Raw genomic sequence first — 21,263 nt, 5'->3', positions numbered from 1 at the left:
GCGACAAGCGCCTCGACACCCTCTCGCTGCTGCCCGCCTCGCAGACCCGCGACAAGGACGCGCTCACCGACGAGGGCGTCGCCCGCGTCATCGGCGAACTCCGCGAAAAGTTCGACTGGGTGATCTGCGACAGCCCGGCCGGCATCGAGCGCGGCGCGACGCTGGCGATGCGCCACGCCGACATCGCGGTCGTCGTCACCAACCCCGAGGTCTCCTCGGTGCGCGATTCGGACCGGATCATCGGGCTGCTCGATTCCAAGACCGAGCGCGCGAAGAACGGCGAGCGGCTGGAGAAGCACCTGATCCTCACCCGCTACGACCCCAACCGGGCCGAGCGCGGCGAGATGCTGAAGATCGACGACGTCCTGGAGATCCTGTCGATCCCGCTGCTCGCCGTGATCCCGGAGAGCGAGGAGGTGCTCAAGGCCTCGAATCTCGGCAGCCCGGTGACGCTGAACGCGCCGCAGAGCGCGCCGGCCCGCGCCTATGCCGACGCGGTGCGCCGCCTGAGGGGCGAGACGGTCGAGATGATCGTCCCCTCCGAGAAGCGGTCGATCCTGGGCAAACTCTTCCCCCGGAGGGCGGCATGAACCTGCTGAGCTTCCTGTCGCGGCGCGGCACGGCGCCGGTGGCGCGCGAGCGGCTCCAGATCCTTCTCGCGCACGAGCGCAACGGCTTCGGCCGCTCGGATCTGGTGGCGGTGCTGCGCGAGGAGATCCTGGCGGTGATCGCCAAGCACGTCGCCATCGACCAGGAGAAGGTGAAGATCACCATGGAGCGCGGCGACGCCGTCTCGACCCTGGAGATCGACGTCGAGCTGCCGAAGGCCGTCCACCGGGCGGCCTGATCCACCCAGACCCTTGATCCACCCAAACACTTGCGCTCCCGGCCGGCCCGGGCGATTCAATCGCCGACGGGCCGGACGGAGCGAGCTGTTGGCGGACGCCTTCCCACTGCACGACAAGCTGGCCCTGGTCACCGGGGCCGGCAGCGGCATCGGCGCGGCCCTGGCTCTCGGCCTCGCCCGGAAGGGGGCCCGCCTCGTCCTCGTCGACCGCGACGCCGACGGTCTCGCCCGCAGCGAGGCCGCCGTGCGGGCGCTCGGGCGCGACGTCGGCACGCATGCCTTCGATCTGACGGATTTCGCGGCGGTCGCCGCGCTGCCGGAAGCGGTCGCCGCCCGGCACGGGCCCCTCGACCTTCTCATCAACAATGCCGGCGTGGCGCTCGCCGGCCGCTTCGCCGATGTCGAGCTCGACGATGTCGACTGGCTGATGGACGTCAATTTCCGCGCCGTGGTGCGGATGACCCGGGCCTTTCTGCCGATCCTGGAGAGCCGGCCGGCGGCGCAGATCGTCAACCTGTCGAGCCTCTACGGCCTCGTCGCCCCGCCGGGCCAGGCGGCCTACGCGGCGAGCAAGTTCGCGGTGCGCGGCTTCTCCGAGGCGCTGCGGCACGAATATGCCGGCACCAATCTCGGAGTGAGCGTCGTGCATCCGGGCGGCGTCGCCACGGCCATCGCCCGCAACGCCCGCGTCGGCCCGCGCCTCGATCCCGCCGAGGTGGCGAGCGGCAAGGCCGCCGTCGAGCGCCACCTGCGTCTTCCCCCCGAGGCGGCGGCGGCCCGCATCCTGCGCGGCATCGCCCGGCGGGAGCCCCGCATCATCGTCGGCCGCGACGCCGCCCAGGTGGCGCTGATCCAGCGCCTGATGCCGGTGCGGTACTGGTCGCTGATCGCCCGCGCCATGGAGTAGAGCATGCCGAGCCTGCGCGCCCACGTCTTCGACTGGATCATCCGCTGGCAGGTCCGGCCGAAGGTCGCCCGCGCCGGGGGCGACGTCGCGGCGATCCGCCGGGTTCTCAACTCGGGCAGCTTCCCCGAGCCGCCCGGCCTCGCCTTCCGCAAGGGCAGCGTCGGCGGGATCGCGGGTGAGTGGATCGAGCGCCCCGGCCTCGCGCCGGACGCCCCGCGCCTGTTCTACCTGCATGGCGGCGGTTTCATCGCCTGCTCGCCCCGCACCCACCGGTCGATCACCGGCGCCTTCGCGCTGCGCGGCTTCCGGGTGTTCTGTCCCGATTACCGCCTCGCCCCCGAGCATCCCTATCCGGCGGCCCTCGACGACGCGGCCGCCTGCTGGTCCGCCTTCGCGGCCTCGGGACCGGCGGGGATCGCGGGCGATTCCGCCGGCGGCAACTTGGCGCTGGCGCTGATGCTGCGGGCGCGCCGGGACGGCCTGCCGCAACCGCAGGCCGCCGTGCTGTTCTCGCCCTCGACCGACATGCTGGGCGAGGGGGATTCGATGCGCAGCAATGCCCGCCGCGACGCGATGTTCGATCCGACGAAGCTACAGCACCTCGTCGACCTCTATCTCGGCGGGCACGACCCCACCGACCCGCTCGTCTCGCCTTTGCGCGGCGACCCCGCCGGCCTGCCGCCGCTCCTGTTCCATGTCGGCGCCCGCGAGGTCCTGCGCGATGATTCGGTGCGCTTCGCCGAGAAGGCGAGGGCCGCGGGCGGCTCCGCTACCGTGACGGTCTGGCCGGTGGTGCCGCATGCCTGGCAGCTGGCGCAGTCGTTCCTGCCGGAGGCGCGCCGCTCCCTGTCCGAGGCCGCCGCCTTCCTCAAGAGCCATGCCAAAACGCCGGAGGCGGTCCGGTGACGGATTCGCCCGCCACCACGCCGCAACCCGCGCCGCAGCCAGCCCCCTGGCCGGACAAGCCCCTCGCGGTGCTGGTGATCGGGGCCGGCTTCTCCGGCCTCGCCATGGCGATCCGCTGCCGGCAATCCGGCATCGACGACCTCTTCGTCGTCGAGAAGGCGGATGCGGTCGGCGGCACCTGGCACGAGAACACCTATCCGGGCGCGGCCTGCGACATCCCGGCCCATCTCTACGCCCTGTCCTTCGCCCCGAAGCCCGACTGGACCCGCACCTATGCCGGCCAGCCGGAGATCGCCGCCTACCTGCGCGAGCTGGTCGCGCGGTTCGATCTCGCCAAGCACATCGCCCTCTCCACCGCCGTCACCGGGGCGGTCTGGGACGGCACGCGCTCGCTGTGGCGGGTCGAGACCGATCGCGGCCCGCTGGAGGCGCGGGTGCTGGTCTCCGGCATGGGGGCGCTGCACCATCCGGCCATTCCGGCGATCCCGGGTCTGCACACCTTCCTCGGCCCGCTCTTCCACACCTCGGGCTGGGACCACGGCGTCTCGCTTCGGCTCAAGCGCGTCGGGGTAATCGGCACCGGGGCGAGCGCGATCCAGGTCGTGCCGGCCATCGCCCCGGAGGTCGAGCGCCTGGTGCTGTTCCAGCGCACGCCGCCCTGGATCATGCCGCGCAACGACCGGCCGATCGGCCCGCGGCTACGGGCATTGTTCGGCCGCCTGCCGCCGGTGCGCCGTCTCTTGCGCGAGATCCAGTTCCGGGTGCGCGAGGCGCGGGCGGCTTTGGGCTTCACCCGGGTCTCGGGGCTCACCCGCCTCGCCGAGGCCGCGAGCCGGCATCACCTGCGCCGGCAGATCGCCGACCCCGGCTTGCGCGAAAAACTCACCCCGCCCTACCGCCTCGGCTGCAAGCGGGTGCTGATCTCCGACGAGTTCTACCCGGCCTTGACCCGCCCGAACGTGACGCTGGAGGCCGGCCCGATCCGTGCCGTCACCCCGGACGGGGTGACGATGCAGGACGGCCGCCACCACCCCCTCGACGTGCTGGTGCTCGCCACCGGCTTCGACACCACCGCGTCGCTTGCCCGGGTGCCGGTGGTCGGCCGCGACGGGCTGATCCTGGCCCGCGCCTGGGGCGAGCGGGTGGCGGCGCATCGCGGCGTGGCGGTGGCGGGATTCCCCAATTTCTTCATGCTGCTCGGCCCCAATACGGGACTCGGCCACAACTCGGTCGTGCTGATGATCGAGGCGCAGGTCGAGTACGTGCTGGCCTGCCTCGCCGAGATGAAGGCCCGCAACCTCGCGGCGATCGAGCCGTCGCCGGAGGCGCAGGCGCGCTACCTCGCGGATGTCGAGCAGCGGCTCGCCGGCAGCATCTGGCAGCAGGGCGGCTGCGCCAGCTGGTACCAGGACGCGGCCGGGCGCAACATCGCCCTGTGGCCCGGCACGGTGACGGCCTACCAGCGCGCGATGCGGGCGCCGGATTGGGGCGAGTTCGTCCTCACCCCGGCATAGGCGCCGGTCCCGGCTGCAAGAGTCGTTGGATGCATCGCTGCGCTGCGGCGATAGCGCTTTGCGCCCGTCACAGACGCGTGCTATCGGCCGGTGCCAACTCAATCCAGCCTTTTGCCAGGCATTTGCCAGGCAAATCGCCCGGGGCGACCCCGATTTGGCGGCTTCCGCACGCGGAGCCGCACGCACGAGGAGTTGGTTCATGGCCCGCATCAGCACCGATAGGATCATCGAGGGCCTGACCTTCGACGACGTCCTGCTCCGCCCCGCCGCATCCTCGGTGATGCCGGCCGAGGTGAATCTCGGCACCCGCCTCACCCGCTCGATCCGGCTCAACATGCCGATCATCGCCTCGGCGATGGACACGGTGACCGAGGCCCGGATGGCCATCGCGATGGCGCAGAACGGCGGCCTCGGGGTGATCCACCGCAATCTCGAGCCGCCGGAGCAGGCCGAGCAGGTCCGCCTCGTCAAGAAATACGAGTCCGGCATGGTGCTCAACCCGATCACCATCCATCCGGACGAGACCCTGGCCGACGCCTACGGGCTGATGCGCCAGCACGGCATCTCGGGCATCCCGGTGGTCGAGCGCGGCCCCAACGGCTCGCGCGGCAAGCTCGTCGGCATCCTCACCAACCGCGACACGCGGTTCGCCACCAACCAGAGCCAGCCCGTCGCCGAGCTGATGACCCGCGACCGGCTGATCACCGTGCGCGAGGGCGTGACCCAGGACGAGGCCAAGCGCCTGCTGCACCAGTTCCGCATCGAGAAGCTGCTCGTCGTCGACGACCATTACCGCTGCATCGGGCTGATCACCGTCAAGGACATCGAGAAGCAGGTCGCCTACCCGAACGCGATCAAGGACGAGCAGGGCCGCCTGCGGGTCGCCGCTGCCACCACCACCGGCGACGGCGGGTTCGAGCGGGCCGAGCGCCTGATCGATGCCGGCTGCGACGTGATCGTGGTCGATACCGCCCACGGCCACTCGGCCAAGGTGCTGGAGAGCGTGCGCCGGGTGAAGACCCTGTCGAACGCCGTGCAGGTCATCGCCGGCAACGTCGCGACCCGCGAGGGCGCCCAGGCGCTGATCGATGCCGGCGCCGACGCCATCAAGGTCGGCATCGGCCCGGGCTCGATCTGCACCACCCGCATCGTCGCCGGCGTCGGCGTGCCCCAGCTAACCGCCATCATGGAGGCGGTCGAGGCCGGCAACGAGGCCGACGTGCCGGTGATCGCCGACGGCGGCATCAAGTATTCGGGCGACCTCGCCAAGGCGATCGCCGCCGGCGCCTCGGTGGCGATGCTCGGCTCGCTGCTCGCCGGGACCGACGAGGCCCCGGGCGAGGTCTTCCTGTACCAGGGCCGCTCGTACAAGAGCTACCGCGGCATGGGCTCGGTCGGCGCCATGGCGCGGGGCTCGGCCGACCGCTACTTCCAGGCCGAGGTCAGCGACACCCACAAGCTCGTGCCGGAGGGCATCGAGGGCCAGGTTCCCTACAAGGGCCCGGTGGCGGCGGTGCTGCACCAGCTCTCGGGGGGCCTGCGCGCCGCCATGGGCTATGTCGGCGCCCCGTCGATCCCCGAGATGCAGGAGAAGGCGCAGTTCATCCGCATCACCAATGCGGGCCTGCGCGAGAGCCACGTCCACGACGTGACCATCACCCGCGAGAGCCCGAACTATCCGGGGCGGGTGTAAGCGTAGAGGCAGCCGGCGGACCCGCGGTCGCAGCGGGTCCGCCGCGCCGGGCTGCTCCAGCCACGTGACGGCCGGCTGCACGATCCCGACAGTCGGTTGATCCCGAGCTGCTCCCCCTTTCCCGGATCTCCTTCCACTTCGTTTCAGTCGTCCGGGAAAGGGCGGCGTGACTCTCGATAAGCCAATCGATTGCGGCGTGCGGCGGAGCCGAGGAGTTCAAGCTCCGCGTGAGCCGCAGCCGGTCGCCCGACGACCCGTCACGGCTTCTCCTCCGCCGGGCCGTGCTTCTGCGGACGGTGACCGTCCTGGCCCGGGTGGTTGTGCTTGTTGTGGTCGCGGCTCTCCTGATGGGTGGAGGGCGGCCGGGTCGGATCGGCGCTGGTGCGGATGCGGGCGCCGCCGCCGGCCGGGACGTTGGGGCCATCCTTGCCCTCGATCAGGCGAATGTTCTGCGCGTGGGTCTTGTCGCCGTGGGGCTTCTCGCCGGCCATGGGCTTCTCCTGTCGCGGATGAGCCCGGCCAACTCCAGCTGACTGGCCCTGTTCCTCACCAGGCCGGCCCTGCGGCGCCGAGGGGGCCGGCGGGCCGGTCCCAGGCCATCGGCACGCCGTCGAGGGCAAGCGGCGGGCGCAGGCGCAAGGCCGGGCCCCAGCCTGTCGCCTCCGGCACCTCCGCGAAATCCGCTCGTTCGGGAGCAGCGGGCGCCGCCTCGGCCGGGGTCGCCGGTGCGGAAGCCAGCAGGGCGGCGGTGCGGGCGAGCGACAGGCGCGCCGCGGAGCCGCGCCCGGTCGCGAGGCGCCGCGTCAGCCCGTGCAGGCAGGCGGCCGCCATCAGGTAACCCGTCGCGTGGTCGAGGGCCTGGACCGGCAGCGGCACCGGCCTGTCGGCGCCTGCGCGGACCATCCCCGCCTCGGCGAGGCCGCTGCTCATCTGGAGCAGGCTGTCGAAGCCGCGCCGTCCCCGCCACGGCCCGGTCCAGCCATAGGCGTCGAGGCTGACGTCGATCAGGCCCGGCCGCAGGCGCGCGCGGGCCGCTTCATCGAGCCCGAGGCGGGCCAGCGCGTCCGGCCGGTAGCCGTGGACCAGCACGTCCGCCGTCGCGAGCAACCCCTCGAACCGCGCCCGCCCGGCCGGGTCCTTCAGGTCGAGGCGGGCGCAGGCCTTGCCGAGGGTCGTCTCCGGCACCACGCCGGGCTCCTCCCAACCCGGCGGATCGAGGCGCAGCACGGTCGCGCCGAACCCGGCGAGAAAGCGGGTCGCCACCGGGCCGGCGAGCACCCGCGTCAGGTCGAGGACGCGTAAGGCGGCGAGGGGGCGGTCGGGCCGCGCCCCTGTCAGGCCGGCCTCGCCGGCCCCGCCCGCCTCCCAGGCGACCAGGGGCTCGGCCGCCACCGCCGCCCCCTGCGGATGGGCGGCCCAGGACGCGGCCGGGCGCATCGCGGCGGCGCAGCCGCCGGCCGCGACGATCGCCGCTTCGAGGTCGTCCGCCCGCCAGGCCGCCACGGCGCCGGCCACCGCCTCCCGCTCCGGCGCGGTGCCGAGCACCGCCAGGGCCGCGTCGCGATGATGCGGCGCGTTGGTGTGGAGGCGGATCCAGCCATCCGCCGCCCGGTAATCGCCCGCCACCGGGTCCCAGAGCGGCGGCAACTTCCATCCGCGCGGGTGGAGCGAGCGGGCGAACCAGAACGCGGCGAGGCGCCGGTCGACCGTCACGCCCGGCTGCCGGCCGAAGCAGGCCTGCATCAGCTCGGCCAGCGCCAGCCCCGCCGCCGCGACCGAGGCCGCCGCGAGGTCGCTGACCGGGTAGACCGACGGGAGGGCGCCCACGCCGGTCACCGTCACCGGCGGCGCGGCCCCGGCGTCGAGGCCGAGCCGAATCGCCTCCAGGATCGCCGCGAAGGCCGGATTGCCCGTCTCGCTCTTCATCACCCGCTCCCGCATTCGCGATGGGTGTCAGGAGCAAGAAGTTGCGCGGGCTTCTCCTTGCTCCCGAAACTCCCTGTTCGTTTCCGGTGACAAGAGCGCGCCGACAGGGTCAGATCGTCAATCTTGATTACTCGAATCAACGTCACGTCCGCGAGCAGTCCCGTGACCGCCTACCTCACCGCCGCCGAGGCGGCCGCCCGCCTGGGGGTGAGCCGCCAGACCCTCTACGCCTATGTCAGCCGCGGCCTGATCGAGGCGCATCCGACCGCCGACCCGCGGGTGCGGGCCTACGCGGCGGACGCGGTCGCCCGCCTCGCCGCCGCCCGCCATCGCGGCCGGCGTCCGCGGGAGGTGGCCCGCGCGGCTCTCGACTGGGGCCTGCCGGTCATGGAGACCGCCGTCACGCTGATCCGCGACGGCCGCCTGTACTATCGCGGCACCGATGCCGTGACGCTGTCGCAGACGGCGACCCTGGAGGAGGTGGCCGCCCGGCTCTGGGCCCTGCCGCAGGACGCCGCCTTCGGGCCCGAGAGTCCCGGAACCGTGCCGCTCAGCGGCGACCTCATCGGCGCCTTCGCGGCCGCGACTGAGGACGCGCCGACGGCGTCCTGGCAGCAGGATCCGGCCCGGCTCGCCGCAGGGAGCGGCGCCCTGGTCCGCACGCTCGCAGCCTGCGTCACCGGCCGCGCTCCGGACGTCGCGCCGCTCCACCGCCAATGCGCGGCGGCCTGGCATCTGGATCCCGCCGGGGCGGAGGCGGTCCGCCGCGCGCTCGTCCTGTGCGCCGACCACGAGCTGAACGCCTCGGGCTTCACCGCGCGCTGTGTCGCCTCGGCGGGGGCGAGCCTGCGTGCGGTGGTGATCGGCGGCCTCGCGGCGCTGAGCGGTAGCCGCCACGGCGGCATGACCGCGCGGGTCGAGGCCCTGTGGGACGCGATCGACGGAGCCGACCCGGCCGCAGCCCTGCGCCGCCAGCTCGCCGGCCGCGAGGCCCTGCCGGGCTTCGGCCATCCGCTCTATCCCGCCGGCGATCCGCGGGCCGCCGCCCTGCTCGCGCCGCTCCTCGCGGAGGATCCCCGCCTGCGGGCGATCGCGGCGACGGCCGAGGAACTGACGGGCGCGAGGCCCGCCCTCGATGTCGCCCTCGTCGCCCTGCGCCGGCGGCTCGGCCTGCCGCGGGGCAGCGCCTTCGGGCTGTTCGCGCTGGGCCGCTCGGCCGGCTGGATCGCGCAGGGCCTCGAGCAGCGCCAGGCCGGCGGGCTGATCCGCCCGCGGGCGGTCTATGTCGGGCCCGAGCCGTGACGCGGCCCGGTCAAGCGCCACCATGGGGGAAGACCATCGACCATCGCGCCTGTGCTTAAAACTCGGCCGTGCTTGACTTTCCGCCTCACGGAAAAACACTTTGGGACCAGGATCGAGGATGCGGGGGCGGCAATGGTGCGCGGCGGAACCGGACGCTCCGCGTTGCGATCGGGCGCGGCCCTCGCGGCCTGCCTGATGCTGGCGACGCCGGCCCGGGCCGAAATCCAGATCCTGGCGGCGCGGATCACCGCGGGCGAACTCTGGGTGCTCGGCACCGCCGACGAGGCGGAGGCCGAGGTCAGCCTCGACGGCCGCTTCACGGCACGCGCCGATTCCCGCGGCAAGTTCGAGTTCCGCCTCGTCTACCATCCGGCGACCTGCATCGTGACCCTGCGCGCCGGCCGCCAGGAGCGCGGCGCGGTGGTGGGCGAGTGCGGCCAGCAGGGACCCGCGGGCCCGGAAGGCCCGAAGGGGGCGGCCGGCGCCGAGGGCCGGGCCGAGGTCCGGACCGTGGCGGGTCCCCCGGGTCCCCGCGGCGAGGCCGGCCCTCCGGGGCCGCGGGGTGAGGCTGGCGCGCCGGGACCCCGGGGCGAAGCCGGTGCGCGGGGCGAGGCCGGTCCTTCGGGCCCGGCCGGTCCCGCCGGGACGCGCGGCGAAGCGGGATTGCGCGGGGAGCCCGGTGCGGCCGGTGCGCCGGGAGAGCCGGGCGCACGGGGTGAGGCGGGTCCCGCCGGCGAACCCGGACCGCGCGGGGAGCCCGGCCCTGCGGGCGAGGTGGGACCGCGTGGCGAGGCGGGCTTACCCGGTGTGCCGGGCGCGCGGGGCGAGACCGGCCCGCCGGGTCCGGCCGGCGCCCCCGGCAAGGCGGGTCCGCGCGGACCGGCGGGACCGCCCGGCCCGCGGGGGCCCGCAGGCCCGGCAGGCCCGGCCACCCGCGCGCCGGCAGCCGCTTCACGGCCCCAGGTTCCGCAGGCGCCAGCCAGCCGAGCGGCGCCTGCCGCCCCGGCGGAGGGCGACGTCTACTGATACGATGTCCGGGAGAGTCTTCGGATATCGTATCTCAAGCCCGCGCGGTGGAGCCTGCGGCTCCACACACCTGAGCGAAGCCGATCTCCGCATTGCGAAAGCGATCCGACAGGATCGCCTGAAGCAATCAGTCGGAAATCGTATGACACCAATGGCCCAGTATACCGATGCACCGGACCGTGCGTGCGGCTCGGTCCCCGAACGTCGGACTGACGGGACGATGACCGGGGCTCGCCGGTGTCTCGTCGCGGGGTCAGCGAACCGCCGCCGGCCCCCTATGGCCGCCAGCCAGATAACCCTCGCCACACGCTGCAAATTCGGGCGCGGTGCGGATATTTTTTAACAATTTTACCTACCACATTAACCGCTGGTTCCAACTTTGGTGCGGCTGGGTCAGGTAGGAATAATGTCAATCAAAGCGCGTCTGATCATCATCTTGTCAGTGATTACCGTCATGTTCGCACTGACGACCGGGCGTGATCTTCAGGGCGCTTATCAGCAATGGGCCCGGTCCGCGCAGGTTCAGCACCTGGCGGACGTCGATCGCCGCCTGACCCTGGCCCTGTCGCAACTGCGCTTCGAGCGTGGCAGCGCGGTATCGGGCCTCGCTCTCGAGCCCGCCAAGCTCGAGGCCAACCTGGCGGACCTGGCCCGGCGCCGCGCCGCGTCGGATGACGGGTTGTCCGGCGCCCTCGGCATCCTGGCCTCCGGTCTGGAGCAGGAGGGTCTCGACGTCCGTCCGGTCGCGGAGAGCTACGCGGCCTGGAAGCGCGTCCGGGCCGACCTCGATGCCGCCCTCGGCAGGCCGGTGGCCGCCCGCGAGCCCGACCTCGCGAAGCGCGTCAACGACGGCTACGCGGCGCTCGACAGGGCCACGGACGGCCTGATCCGCGCCACCGAGGGGCGGCTGCGCCTCAAGGATGCACGCCTGTCCAGCCTGCTGCGGATGCGGGAAATGAGCTGGACCGCCCGCACGCTGGCCGGCAACACCCAATTGATGATCAATGATGTCCTGGCGAAGGGCCGGGCGATGGGTCCGAAGGAGCAGTTCGATTACGCCGTCCTCGGCCGCGAGGCTTTGTTCGCCTTCTCCCTCGCCCGCGAGATCGCCGTCACCCTTCCCGGCGCCGATGACCTGAAGGCGGCCACGAACCGGGCCTGGGTCGCGTATTTCGACGGTCCCTTCGCGGCGCGGACCCGCGCCCTGATGCCGGCCCTGAGCGATCCCGCCCTGCCACGCCCGACGCTGGCCGAATCGCGCGCCGAGTCGTCGCCCGCCCTCGATGCGATCGCCACCGTGGCGCTCGCGGCGGTCGCCCGTCTCGAGGTGGTCGCCGTCGCGACCGCCGACGAGGCGCGGACCGAGGTCCTCGTGCGGTCGGGCCTGCTGTTGCTCGTCCTGACGCTCGGGCTCGGCGGGATGGCGTGGGTCGCGTACGGCGTGACCGGCCCGCTCACCACGATGACCGCCGCCATGCGCCGGCTCGCGGGCGGCGACACGGCCTCCCCGATTCCCTACGGCACGCGGCGCGACGAGATCGGCGCCATGGCGGGCGCCCTCGCGGTGTTTCGCGACAGCATGATCCGCACCCGCCGGCTGGAGGAGGAGACGGCGCTCGCCCGCGCCTCGGCCGAGGAGCAGCGCCGGGCCGGCATGCGCCAGATGGCGGACGGTTTCGAGCGGGCCGTCGGCGGCATCGTCGGCATGGTCTCCGCCGCGGCGAGCGAGCTGCAGGCGACCGCCGAGAGCATGAGCGCGACCGCCGGCGAGACCGCGTCCCGGTCGACCAGCGCGGCCGCCGCCGCCGACCAGGCCGCCGCCAATGTCGGCACGGTCGCGGCCGCCGCCGAGGAACTCGGCGCATCGGTCGCCGAGATCGCCCGGCAGGTCACCGATTCGTCCGATCTCGCGCAGGCCGCGGTCGCCGAGGCGACCGTCACCGGGGGGCTGGTGCAGGATCTGTCCCAGGCCGCGAGCCGCATCGGCGACGTGGTGGCGCTGATCTCCTCGATCGCCGCGCAGACCAACCTGCTCGCCCTCAACGCCACGATCGAGGCGGCCCGGGCGGGCGAAGCCGGCCGCGGCTTCGCGGTGGTCGCGGCGGAGGTCAAGGAACTCGCCGGCCAGACCGCTAAGGCCACCGACGAGATCTCCTCGCAGATCGCCCGGATCCAGGGCTCGACCGGTCAGGCCGTCCAGGCCATCGAGGGAATCGGCACCCGCATCCGCGAGATCGCGACCGTGGCCGCCGCCGTCGCCGCGACGGTGGAGCAGCAGGGCGCGGCGACCCAGGAGATCGTCCGCAACGTGGCCCATGCCGCGACCGGCACGGGCGAGGTGACGACGAGCATCGGCGGCGTGGCCGGTGCCGCCGAGGAGACGGGCGCGGCGGCGAACCAGGTGCTCGCCTCCGCCTCCGAGCTGTCGCGCCAGTCCGAACACCTCACCGCCGAGGTGCAGCGGTTCCTGGCCGGCGTTCGGGCGGCGTGAGGCGTGGCGCGTGCCGGACGCCTCCGTCACGGGGGAAGCGTCCGGCCTTCTTCGCAACTCGGGGTGCCGCTCGCCGATCGTGCATGACGTTCGCCCCGTGCGAGCCGAGCGGGCTCGGGAACATCACGATCGGACCATGTGGCCTCGATCTGATCCGTTCCGGAGACACCAGCGCCCATCGTCTCCTTCCCCGTGCAGGAGAGAGGAGAAGCGCTCTACCCCCAGGGTTGGAACTCGATCAGCTCGACTATCCGGAGGGGGGTGCCGGGTGGGGAGCGGTCTTTGATGCCGGGTCCGTGCGCGGACGCTCCACCGTCGATATCGAGAGGACACAGCGTTTCGACATCCGGTGAACCAAGAGCAGACGCACCCTCAAGGCCGCGCTTTGATGCTGTCATACTCGTCGTTGGCCGCCTCGATCGCCGCACCATTGTCGAGTGCCCACGAGCAGAGCGCCTCGAAGGGCTGGCGCAGCGAGTGGCCAAGCGGGGTGATCGCATACTCGACACCGATCGGTGCGGTCGGCAGCACGGTCCGGGTCACCAGACCGTTGCGCTCCAGCCGCTTCAGCGCGTCCGCCAGCGCCTTGTGCGTGATGCCGTCGAGCCGCCGCTTGATCGCGTTGAACCGCGACGGTCGCGGGCACAACACCGTGAGGATCAGGATCGTCCACTTGTCGGCGATCTTGTCCAGCACCGGACGGACCCGCGCCATGTCGGCGAGCGCGCACGCGGAGGCGGCATCGAGATCGGTATCGTCGACCATATCTAGGCTACCTTAAGTATCTAGGCTATCTCAAGTGCGTTCTTGATAGCAGATATACGACATGTATCTCTCGCGCCATCGTACATGAAGGGATGCCGCGATGGCTCGCATGGTGGACAAGGTTGCGCTCGTGATCGGCGGGGCGAAGGGCATCGGTCTCGCGGTCGCCGAGCGGCTGGCAATCGAGGGCGCGTCGGTCGTCCTCACCGGGCGGCATGCCGAGGAGGTCGCGGCCGCTGCCGCGAGGATCGGACGCGGTGCGCGGGGGCTCGTCGCGGATGCGGCGCGACGCGAAGATCTGCAGCGCGTCGTGGCGATCGTCCAGGAGACGCATGGCCGGATCGACGCGCTGGTCCTCAATGCGGGCATCTCGGAACCGGCGACCCTGCGCGACGGGACGCCCGAGCATTTCGACCGGCACTTCGCGGTCAACGTCCGTGGGGCCGTCTTCGGATTGCAGGCGGCTCTGGGCGCGATGGGGCGGGGTGCGTCCGTCGTGCTGATGGGGTCGATCGCCGACGCCGCCGGCATCACGCCTTACGGGACCTATGCGGCGACGAAGGCGGCGCTCCGTTCCTACGCGCGCACATGGACGGCGGAACTGGCCCCGCAGGGCATCCGCGTGAACGTGGTGGCCCCCGGCCCGACCGACACCGCCATGATGGCGAGCGTTCCGGAGGAGGGGCGGGCCGCGCTGATCGCGCCGATCCCGCTCGGTCGCATGGCGCGTCCGGAGGAGGTGGCGGCGGCCACGCTGTTCCTGTTGAGCGACGAGGCGAGCTTCGTCGCAGGGGCCGAACTCTGCGTCGACGGTGGGATGCGACAAGTCTAGCATCCCGGTAAACATGTCAGCGTGTCCGCTTCGATCGGGAAAAGCCGCCGACGCGGACCGTCGCAAGACCGTCCGATCACGTTATCTCACGGGTGTATACCGTGGGATTGCCATCGGATGGTGTCACAGGGCTTCGATTGCTGCCGCATGCCGTCGACGAAGCGGTTTCCGCTTCGTCGGACAACGCTCTAAGGCAGCTCCCGCACCACCACGCGCCCGCCTTCCGCCGACAGCGCCAGACGCCCGGCCTTCAAGGCCAGCGCCTTCTCGCCGAACAGCCCGCGCCGCCAGCCGTGCAGCACCGGCACGTCGGCGGCGTCGTCCTCGGCCAGGGCCTCCAGGTCGTCGACGGTGGCGATGATCTTGGGCGCGACGCGCTCGTCCTCGCAGACCGCCTTCAGGAGCACCTTGAGGAGCTCGACCAGCGCGCCGTTGCCGCCGCTGCGGGCGCGGCCGCGCTCGGGGATCGGCACGCCCGCGGGGTCGCGCGACAGGCCGCGCTCGACGGCGGCCAGGATGTCGGCGCCGGTGCGCGAGCGCTCGAACCCGGCCGGGATCGTGCGCAGCCGCCCGAGCGCCTCGACGCTGCGCGGCGCCGAGGTGGCGATGTCGATCACCGCCTCATCCTTCAGGATGCGCCCGCGCGGCACGTTGCGGCTCTGCGCCTCGCGCTCGCGCCAGGCCGCTACCTCCATCAGCACCGCGATCTCGCGGGCCTTGCGCATCCGGCTGCTCAGCCGCCGCCAGGCCTGGTCCGGATCGGCCCGGTAGGTGTCGGGGGAGGTGAGGACCGCCATCTCCTCGTCGAGCCAGGCGCCGCGGTCGGTCGAGATCAGCTCGCGGGCCAGGGTCTCGTAGACCTTGATCAGGTGGGTGACGTCCGAGAGCGCGTAGCTCAGCTGCGCGTCCGAGAGCGGGCGGCGCGACCAGTCGGTGAAGCGCGACGACTTGTCGATCTTCGCCTTGGCGACGTCGTTGACAAGCTGCTCGTAGGAGACGGAATCGCCGTAGCCGCAGACCATCGCGGCGACCTGCGTGTCGAAGAAGGGCTGCGGCAGGAGCCCGCCGAGCAGCCAGATGATCTCGAGGTCCTGCCGGGCCGAGTGGAAGACCTTCAGCACCCCCTCGTCGCCCATCAGGGCGAAGAACGGCGCGAGGTCGATGCCGGGTGCCAGCGGATCGACGAGCGCGGTCGACCCGTCCGGTGCCGCGATCTGGATCAGGCACAGCTTCGGATAGTAGGTCGTCTCGCGCATGAACTCCGTGTCGACGGTCACGAAGGGTTGCGTGGCGAAGCGCGCGCAGGCGGAGGCGAGTTCTTCCGTCGAAGTAATCAGCTTCATGACCATCGGCTATAGCGGAGCCGGAAGCCCAGCGCGAGAGACCGACGCCGTGGGTTATGGGGATTGCGCAGCCCGGTCACCCGAAATCACGCCGCGCGCGGCCCGCTCCGCCGCGCCTCCCGGCGCAAAGCTGCGGCGCGGGCCCGCCGCGTCGCTTCCGCCCGGCGGGTGAGCCAGTCGAGGACGTTGCGCTCCACCCGCTCGCCGGTGTCCCGGTCGGTCAGGCGGTGGATGCGGTCGGCGCGAAAGCCCCGGTAGCCGTCCCGGTCGCGGTCGGTGCCGCCGACCAGCACCCGGCCCGGGCCGATCTTCAGTTCGTGCGCCTGCAGCCGGCGCACGCTCCAGGCGCCGTTGCCGTCCTCGTAGACGAGCTCGAACCGGCCTTCGATCGGCAGGACCCGCCAGGCGCCGTCCTGGCGTTCAACGAACCTGTCGTGGATCTCGGTCGGCGTGGCGCGGGCTTCCGGTCGCGTCGCCGGGAGCGCCGCGGGCGTGTCCCGCGGCGGATCCGGCAGAGGGTCGGGGTGGGGCTCGAAGGAGCCGAAAAAGCTGTGCTGATCCATGTGGATAATATAATTGTTCGTTGTTTGTTCCACAAGCGCGAACGGGGCCGGATCGAGGCCCTGCGCTTGACTTCGCTCCCCCCTTCGCGAATGGGTGCCGGGAGCCATTTCCCGCCGGCGGCCCGCCCGCGCGCCCGGTTCCGGGCCCGGTCGAGACCGCCGCGCTTCTGGACAGTCAAGACACGCCCATGCACCGCTATCGTTCCCATACCTGCGGGGCGCTCCGCCCGTCCGACGTCGGCGCGACCGTCCGCCTCTCCGGCTGGTGCCACCGCGTCCGCGACCATGGCGGCGTGCTGTTCATCGACCTGCGCGACCATTACGGGATCACCCAATGCGTGATCGATCCCGATTCGGCGGCCTTCAAGGGCGCCGAGGCCGTGCGCTCGGAGTGGGTGATCCGCATCGACGGGCGGGTGCGCCAGCGGCCCGCCGGCACAGAGAACGCGGAACTGCCGACCGGCGCGGTCGAGGTCTACATCACCGACCTCGAGGTGCTGGGCGCCGCCGCCGAATTGCCGATGCCGGTCTTCGGCGACCAGGAATACCCGGAGGAGACGCGGCTCAAGTACCGCTTCCTCGACCTGCGCCGCGATAAGCTGCACGCCAACATCATGCGCCGCGGCGCGATCATCGATTCGCTGCGCCGGCGGATGCGCGAGGGCGGGTTCTTCGAGTTCCAGACCCCGATCCTCACCGCCTCCTCGCCGGAGGGCGCGCGCGACTTCCTGGTGCCGTCGCGCCTGCATCCGGGCAAGTTCTACGCCCTGCCGCAGGCCCCGCAGCAGTTCAAGCAGCTGACGATGATCGCCGGCTTCGACCGGTACTTCCAGATCGCGCCCTGCTTCCGCGATGAGGACGCCCGCGCCGACCGCTCGCCGGGCGAGTTCTACCAGCTCGACATCGAGATGAGCTTCGTCACCCAGGAAGACGTCTTCCAGGCGGTGGAGCCGGTGCTGCGCTCGGTCTTCGAGGAATTCGCCGAGGGCAAGCGGGTCTCGCCGAGCTTCGTGCGCATCCCCTACGCCGAGGCGATGCTGAAATACGGCGTCGACAAGCCGGACCTGCGCAACCCGCTGATCATCGCCGACGTGACGGACGAGTTCCTGCGCGACGACGTGACCTTCAACGCGTTCAAGAACGCCATCAAGGCCGGCGGCGTGGTCCGCGCGGTTCCCGCTCCCGGCGCCGCCTCGCAGCCGCGCTCGTTCTTCGACAAGCTCAACGACTGGGCCCGCTCCGAGGGCGCGCCCGGCCTCGGCTACATCGTGTTCGAGGAGGAGGGCGGAAAGCTCACCGGCCGCGGGCCGATCGCCAAGTTCGTGCCGGCCGAGGCGCAAGCCGCCATCGCCGCCAAGGCCGGGCTCAAGGCCGGCGACGCGGTGTTCTTCTCCGCCGGGCCCGAGGCCAAGGCGGCGGGGCTCGCCGGCAAGGCCCGCATCCGCGTCGGCGACGAACTGGCCCTGTCCGACAAGGACCAGTTCGCCTTCTGCTGGATCACCGACTTCCCGATGTACGAGTGGAACGAGGACGAGAAGCGGGTCGATTTCTCGCACAACCCGTTCTCGATGCCGAACTTCGACCACGACGCCTTCATGGCCCTCGATCCCGAGGACCACGCCACGATCCTCGGCATCAAGGCGTTCCAGTACGACATCGTCTGCAACGGCATCGAATTGTCGTCGGGCGCGATCCGCAACCACCGCCCCGAGGTGATGGAGAAGGCCTTCGGCCTCGCCGGCTACCCTCGGGAAGTGCTCGAGGCGAAGTTCGGCGGCATGCTGAACGCGCTGAAGCTCGGCGCGCCGCCGCACGGCGGCATCGCGCCCGGCGTCGACCGCATCGTGATGCTGCTCTGCAACGAGCCGAACATCCGTGAGGTCGTGCTGTTCCCGATGAACCAGCGCGCCGAGGACCTGATGATGGGCGCGCCCTCCGAGGTCGGTCCCAAGCAGCTGCGCGAGCTGCATATCCGCCTCAACCTGCCGCAGAAGCAGGGCTGATCGCAGCCTGTGCCCGGTCTCGTCGCGGTCGTCGTCGCGCATGACAGCGCCGGCGTGTTGCCGGCCTGTCTCGCCGCGCTCGCCCGCGAGCACGTGCCGGCGCTCGTCGTCGACAATGCCAGCCGCGACGGCTCGGCGGATCTCGCCGCCTCTCTCGGTGCGAGGGTGCTGCGGCTCCCCCGCAACGAGGGCTACGGCCGGGCCAACAATGCCGGGATCTGGGCAGCGGGCCGGGCCGAGTACGCCCTGATCGTCAACCCGGATGTCGCGCTGCAGCCGGGTGCCGCCGACGCGCTGCTGGCGGCGGCCGAGGCCTATCCCGATGCGGGTCTGTTCGCGCCCCGCATCGTCGAGCCCGACGGGCGGTTCTTCTACCAGCCGCGCTCGCTGCTCGCGCCCTACCTCACCAACCCGGGCGGACGGCTCCACCCGCCCGAGGGCGATGCCTGCGCGCCGTTCCTGTCCGGCGCCTGCCTGATGGTGCGCCGCGACCTCTTCCTGTCGCTGGGCGGCTTCGACCCAGAGATCTTCCTGTTCTACGAGGATGACGACCTGTGCCGCCGCATCGCCGATGCGGGCAAGGCGCTGGTCCACGTCCACGGCGCGGTGGCGCTCCACGGCCGCGGCGCGTCGAGCGCGCCGGAGCGGGGGCGGGTGCGCCGCGCGCGCTGGCACCAGGCCTGGTCGCGATCTTATGTCTCGCGCAAGTACGGCCTGCCCGACCCGACGGGCGCGATGCTGGCGAAGAACGGCGTGAAGGCGCTCCTCGCGGCGCTCGCTTTCCGCCGCTCTGGACTTGAGCGCTACGGCGGCTCGGTCGCCGGCGCCTGGGCGGCGCGGCAGGGCCGCAGCGCGCTGGCGCAGGAGGGGTTGGCGCAGCACCCGGCCGTTCAGCCGGAGGCCGGCGCATGGTGACGGTCGCCGCCGGTCTCGCCCGGCCGCACAACGCCTTCGGGGCGGTGCGATTGGCGCTCGCCCTCCTCGTCGTGGTCTCGCACGCCTTCAGCGTCACCTCCGGGCACATCCTCGACGAGCCGCTGACGCGCCTGACCGGCTACACGCTGGGCGAGCACGCGGTGAACGGCTTCTTCGCCGTCTCCGGTTTCCTCGTCACGATGAGCCTGATGCGGCGCGGGCCCCGCGACTACGTCGTCGCGCGAGCCCTGCGCATCGTGCCCGGTCTCGTCGCGGCGACGCTCGCCGTCGCGCTCGGCCTCGGCAGCCTGATGACCGATCGGCCGCTCTCCGCCTACTGGGCCGATCCCGGCCTGTGGCGGTTCATTCAGGGCACACTCACCACCTTCAAGAGCAACGCCGCCCTGCCGGGCGTCTTTTCGGAGAATCCGTTCCGCTTCCCGATGGGCACGGTCTGGACGCTCAAATACGAGGTCCTGTGCTATCTCGGCCTCCTGGCGGCGGGGCTGCTCGGCACCCTGCGCCGGCGCTGGCTCGCGCCCGTGCTCGTCGCCGGCCTGGCGGTGGCGCTCGCGGCGGCGGGCCTGCGCGACGGCGAGATGCCGAAGGCCCTCGAGACGTCGTTGCGCCTGCCGCTGATCTTCTCGGCCGGCGCCGCGCTGTTCCTCTACGCCGACCGGGCGCCCTTGAGCTGGCCGTTGGCGCTCGCGCTACTCGTCCTCGCGGGCCTCGCCCACGGCACCGCCGTCTACGCGCCTCTGCTGTTCCTCGCCGAGGCGTACGGCGTGCTCTGCCTCAGCCTCAACCCCCCGGTCCGCCACCCGGCCCTCGACCCGCGGGCGGACCTCTCCTACGGCACTTATCTCTATGGCTGGCCGGTGCAGCAGAGCCTGCACGCGCTGTTCCCGACGGCCTCGGCGTGGTGGCTGCTCGGGCCGTCGCTGGTCCTGACGCTGGCGGTGGCGGCCCTGTCCTGGCGCCTCATCGAGCGGCCGGCTCTGGGATGGAAGGTGCGACTGATGGGGAAGCGCGAGGCGGTGGCCTGAGCGCTCCTGATCGCGGCCTGTGGCCTCGCACCGTGCAGCGCGGTATCATCGCATCATGACTCGCGACGACGCCATCATCCAGCTCAAGGCGCATGCCGACAGCGTGCGGGACATGGGCGCGACGTCGCTCTACCTGTTCGGATCGACCGCGCGGGGCGATGCCCGGCCCGACAGCGACCTCGACCTGTTCATCGACGACGACCCCGAAAGCCGCTTCAACGGCCTCGATCTCGTCGGCATCAAGCTCTTCCTTGAGGAGCGATTGGGAACGGAAGTCGACGTAACTACTCGTGACAGTCTGCATCCACGGCTGCGTGCGCGAATTGAACAGTCAGCGATCAAGGTTTTTTGACTCGGCTGGCTGCGGGCGACTTATTCCTTCGTCTTGCTGCCCTCAGCCCGAGACACTGCGTGTTCGAGCACTCGGCGAATGAAGCGTTGATATGGCATCCCTTCTCGCGAGGCCGAGGCCTTGACGGCATCGAGGAGCTCCTTGGGCAGGCGCATGTTCACCCGCTCCGTCTTCGGTGCGAACTCAAATTGGACTGGCTTGAACTGCGAAAAATCGAGGCTGGAGAGGTCCTGATCGAGGAAAGATTCGGCTTCTTCGTCGGTGCTGAACTCCGGAACTTTAATGGTCATAGGCTGCGGCTTCCTTGCGATGCATGTAGCGAGCACTGATCGGTCGGATGGATTGTTCGTCGTCGTACCGCCTGAGCGTGAAGACGATGAAGACGGATCGCCCGGTTGATGTACGCCCGATGGCGATCAGGCGCTGCTCCACCGCGGAATGCTTCAGATCCGGCGCGATGCGCGGCTTGCCGCGCAGGACGGACTCGATCTCTGCGATCGAGACCCCGTGCTTCTGGCACTTTTCCCGATTGCCATCGTCCCATTCGATATCGACCATCAGTACCGAACGCCCCGACCCTTATGCGCACAAATGTATGTACGAGGCGAGTGCGACTGCACGGTTAACGAAATCCTCGCCATCCTGAGGCACCACAGGCGCGAGATCCGCGCCGGCGAACTCGTGCCGGACGCGCCCTAAATCAGGCTCGAACACCGAGCCCCGCGTCACGAGCGTCCATGCCCCCCACCCGCCCCCCCCCCCTCGACGAACAGCACCCCAACACCGCCCAGAGCCGCCACGCCGCCCACTCCGCGCTCATCGCCGAGCACGA

At 71.5% G+C, this 21,263-nt stretch carries 21 protein-coding genes; 14 read left to right on the top strand and 7 right to left on the bottom strand.

Going from position 1 to position 21,263, the window contains the following annotated elements:
- From ABZT49_RS17030 to guaB, 6 genes are all read left to right on the top strand, one after another.
- Positions 1-590, top strand: a 590-nt coding sequence (locus ABZT49_RS17030; RefSeq protein WP_355287363.1) for a septum site-determining protein MinD, incomplete at its 5' end; no start/stop codon positions are given.
- A complete protein-coding gene (gene minE, locus ABZT49_RS17025) occupies positions 587-847 on the top strand; it encodes a cell division topological specificity factor MinE (protein WP_093566219.1) in 261 nt (86 codons plus the stop codon). The genes ABZT49_RS17030 and minE, both read left to right, overlap by 4 nt.
- Before the next feature lie 88 nt (positions 848-935).
- The gene (locus ABZT49_RS17020; protein ID WP_355287361.1) at positions 936-1,754 is read left to right on the top strand and encodes an SDR family oxidoreductase; all 819 of its coding nucleotides are present in this window, start codon (positions 936-938) and stop codon (positions 1,752-1,754) included.
- Positions 1,755-1,757: 3 nt separating this feature from the next.
- A complete protein-coding gene (locus ABZT49_RS17015) occupies positions 1,758-2,660 on the top strand; it encodes an alpha/beta hydrolase (protein WP_355287359.1) in 903 nt (300 codons plus the stop codon).
- On the top strand, positions 2,657-4,174 hold the full coding sequence (locus ABZT49_RS17010; RefSeq protein WP_355287357.1) for an NAD(P)/FAD-dependent oxidoreductase: 1,518 nt from the start codon (positions 2,657-2,659) through the stop codon (positions 4,172-4,174). Before ABZT49_RS17015 ends, ABZT49_RS17010 begins: the two co-directional genes overlap by 4 nt.
- Before the next feature lie 199 nt (positions 4,175-4,373).
- Positions 4,374-5,867 carry an IMP dehydrogenase gene (gene guaB, locus ABZT49_RS17005; RefSeq protein WP_355287355.1) on the top strand — a complete coding sequence of 498 codons (1,494 nt, stop codon included), beginning with the start codon at positions 4,374-4,376 and terminating at the stop codon, positions 5,865-5,867.
- 257 nt (positions 5,868-6,124) lie between these two features.
- Here guaB and ABZT49_RS17000 read toward each other — a convergent pair whose 3' ends face one another.
- Together ABZT49_RS17000 and ABZT49_RS16995 are read right to left on the bottom strand one after the other, a co-directional pair.
- On the bottom strand, positions 6,125-6,358 hold the full coding sequence (locus tag ABZT49_RS17000; protein WP_109973273.1) for a hypothetical protein: 234 nt from the start codon (positions 6,356-6,358) through the stop codon (positions 6,125-6,127).
- A 55-nt stretch (positions 6,359-6,413) separates the two neighbouring features.
- The gene (locus ABZT49_RS16995) at positions 6,414-7,793 is read right to left on the bottom strand and encodes a CoA transferase (RefSeq protein ID WP_355287353.1); all 1,380 of its coding nucleotides are present in this window, start codon (positions 7,791-7,793) and stop codon (positions 6,414-6,416) included.
- 162 nt (positions 7,794-7,955) lie between these two features.
- Here ABZT49_RS16995 and ABZT49_RS16990 point away from each other — a divergent pair, with 162 nt between their 5' ends.
- The 3 genes from ABZT49_RS16990 (at position 7,956) to ABZT49_RS16980 (ending at position 12,612) form a co-directional block, all read left to right on the top strand.
- A complete protein-coding gene (locus ABZT49_RS16990) occupies positions 7,956-9,095 on the top strand; it encodes a citrate synthase (protein WP_355287351.1) in 1,140 nt (379 codons plus the stop codon).
- 162 nt (positions 9,096-9,257) lie between these two features.
- Positions 9,258-10,121 (top strand): hypothetical protein, encoded by an 864-nt coding sequence (locus tag ABZT49_RS16985; RefSeq protein WP_355287350.1) that lies wholly within the window; start codon positions 9,258-9,260, stop codon positions 10,119-10,121.
- Between the two features lie 454 nt (positions 10,122-10,575).
- On the top strand, positions 10,576-12,612 hold the full coding sequence (locus ABZT49_RS16980; RefSeq protein ID WP_355287348.1) for a methyl-accepting chemotaxis protein: 2,037 nt from the start codon (positions 10,576-10,578) through the stop codon (positions 12,610-12,612).
- A 372-nt stretch (positions 12,613-12,984) separates the two neighbouring features.
- Here the strand turns inward: ABZT49_RS16980 and ABZT49_RS16975 are convergent, their stop codons facing one another.
- Complete coding sequence (locus ABZT49_RS16975; RefSeq protein ID WP_355287346.1) at positions 12,985-13,377, bottom strand: helix-turn-helix domain-containing protein; 393 nt, start codon at positions 13,375-13,377, stop codon at positions 12,985-12,987.
- 100 nt (positions 13,378-13,477) lie between these two features.
- Between ABZT49_RS16975 and ABZT49_RS16970 the strand changes: the two genes are divergently transcribed.
- Positions 13,478-14,209, top strand: coding sequence for an SDR family oxidoreductase (locus tag ABZT49_RS16970; RefSeq protein ID WP_355287344.1), 732 nt, complete (start codon positions 13,478-13,480; stop codon positions 14,207-14,209).
- 188 nt (positions 14,210-14,397) lie between these two features.
- On the opposite strand, the gene rnd is transcribed toward ABZT49_RS16970, so the two are convergent.
- Together rnd and ABZT49_RS16960 are read right to left on the bottom strand one after the other, a co-directional pair.
- A complete protein-coding gene (gene rnd / locus ABZT49_RS16965; protein ID WP_355287342.1) occupies positions 14,398-15,552 on the bottom strand; it encodes a ribonuclease D in 1,155 nt (384 codons plus the stop codon).
- Positions 15,553-15,638: 86 nt separating this feature from the next.
- A complete protein-coding gene (locus ABZT49_RS16960) occupies positions 15,639-16,115 on the bottom strand; it encodes a hypothetical protein (protein ID WP_355287340.1) in 477 nt (158 codons plus the stop codon).
- A gap of 188 nt (positions 16,116-16,303) precedes the next feature.
- Between ABZT49_RS16960 and aspS the strand changes: the two genes are divergently transcribed.
- From aspS to ABZT49_RS16940, 4 genes are read left to right on the top strand one after another with little or no spacing between them, the layout of a single operon-like run.
- Complete coding sequence (aspS, locus tag ABZT49_RS16955; protein ID WP_355287338.1) at positions 16,304-18,118, top strand: aspartate--tRNA ligase; 1,815 nt, start codon at positions 16,304-16,306, stop codon at positions 18,116-18,118.
- A 9-nt stretch (positions 18,119-18,127) separates the two neighbouring features.
- Complete coding sequence (locus ABZT49_RS16950) at positions 18,128-19,033, top strand: glycosyltransferase family 2 protein (RefSeq protein ID WP_355287336.1); 906 nt, start codon at positions 18,128-18,130, stop codon at positions 19,031-19,033.
- Positions 19,027-20,079: an acyltransferase gene (locus tag ABZT49_RS16945; RefSeq protein WP_355287334.1), complete on the top strand. Its 1,053-nt coding sequence runs from the start codon at positions 19,027-19,029 to the stop codon at positions 20,077-20,079. Before ABZT49_RS16950 ends, ABZT49_RS16945 begins: the two co-directional genes overlap by 7 nt.
- A gap of 55 nt (positions 20,080-20,134) precedes the next feature.
- Positions 20,135-20,431 carry a nucleotidyltransferase family protein gene (locus ABZT49_RS16940; protein WP_355287332.1) on the top strand — a complete coding sequence of 99 codons (297 nt, stop codon included), beginning with the start codon at positions 20,135-20,137 and terminating at the stop codon, positions 20,429-20,431.
- A gap of 20 nt (positions 20,432-20,451) precedes the next feature.
- Here the strand turns inward: ABZT49_RS16940 and ABZT49_RS16935 are convergent, their stop codons facing one another.
- Both ABZT49_RS16935 and ABZT49_RS16930 read right to left on the bottom strand, forming a co-directional pair.
- Complete coding sequence (locus ABZT49_RS16935; protein WP_355287331.1) at positions 20,452-20,721, bottom strand: CopG family antitoxin; 270 nt, start codon at positions 20,719-20,721, stop codon at positions 20,452-20,454.
- The gene (locus tag ABZT49_RS16930) at positions 20,711-20,989 is read right to left on the bottom strand and encodes a BrnT family toxin (RefSeq protein WP_355287329.1); all 279 of its coding nucleotides are present in this window, start codon (positions 20,987-20,989) and stop codon (positions 20,711-20,713) included. Before ABZT49_RS16930 ends, ABZT49_RS16935 begins: the two co-directional genes overlap by 11 nt.
- Positions 20,990-21,263: the final 274 nt, after the last annotated feature.

The sequence above is a fragment of the Methylobacterium sp. EM32 genome (assembly GCF_040593685.1).
Lineage (GTDB): Bacteria > Pseudomonadota > Alphaproteobacteria > Rhizobiales > Beijerinckiaceae > Methylobacterium.
This window is presented reverse-complemented; position numbering and strand designations above follow the sequence as displayed.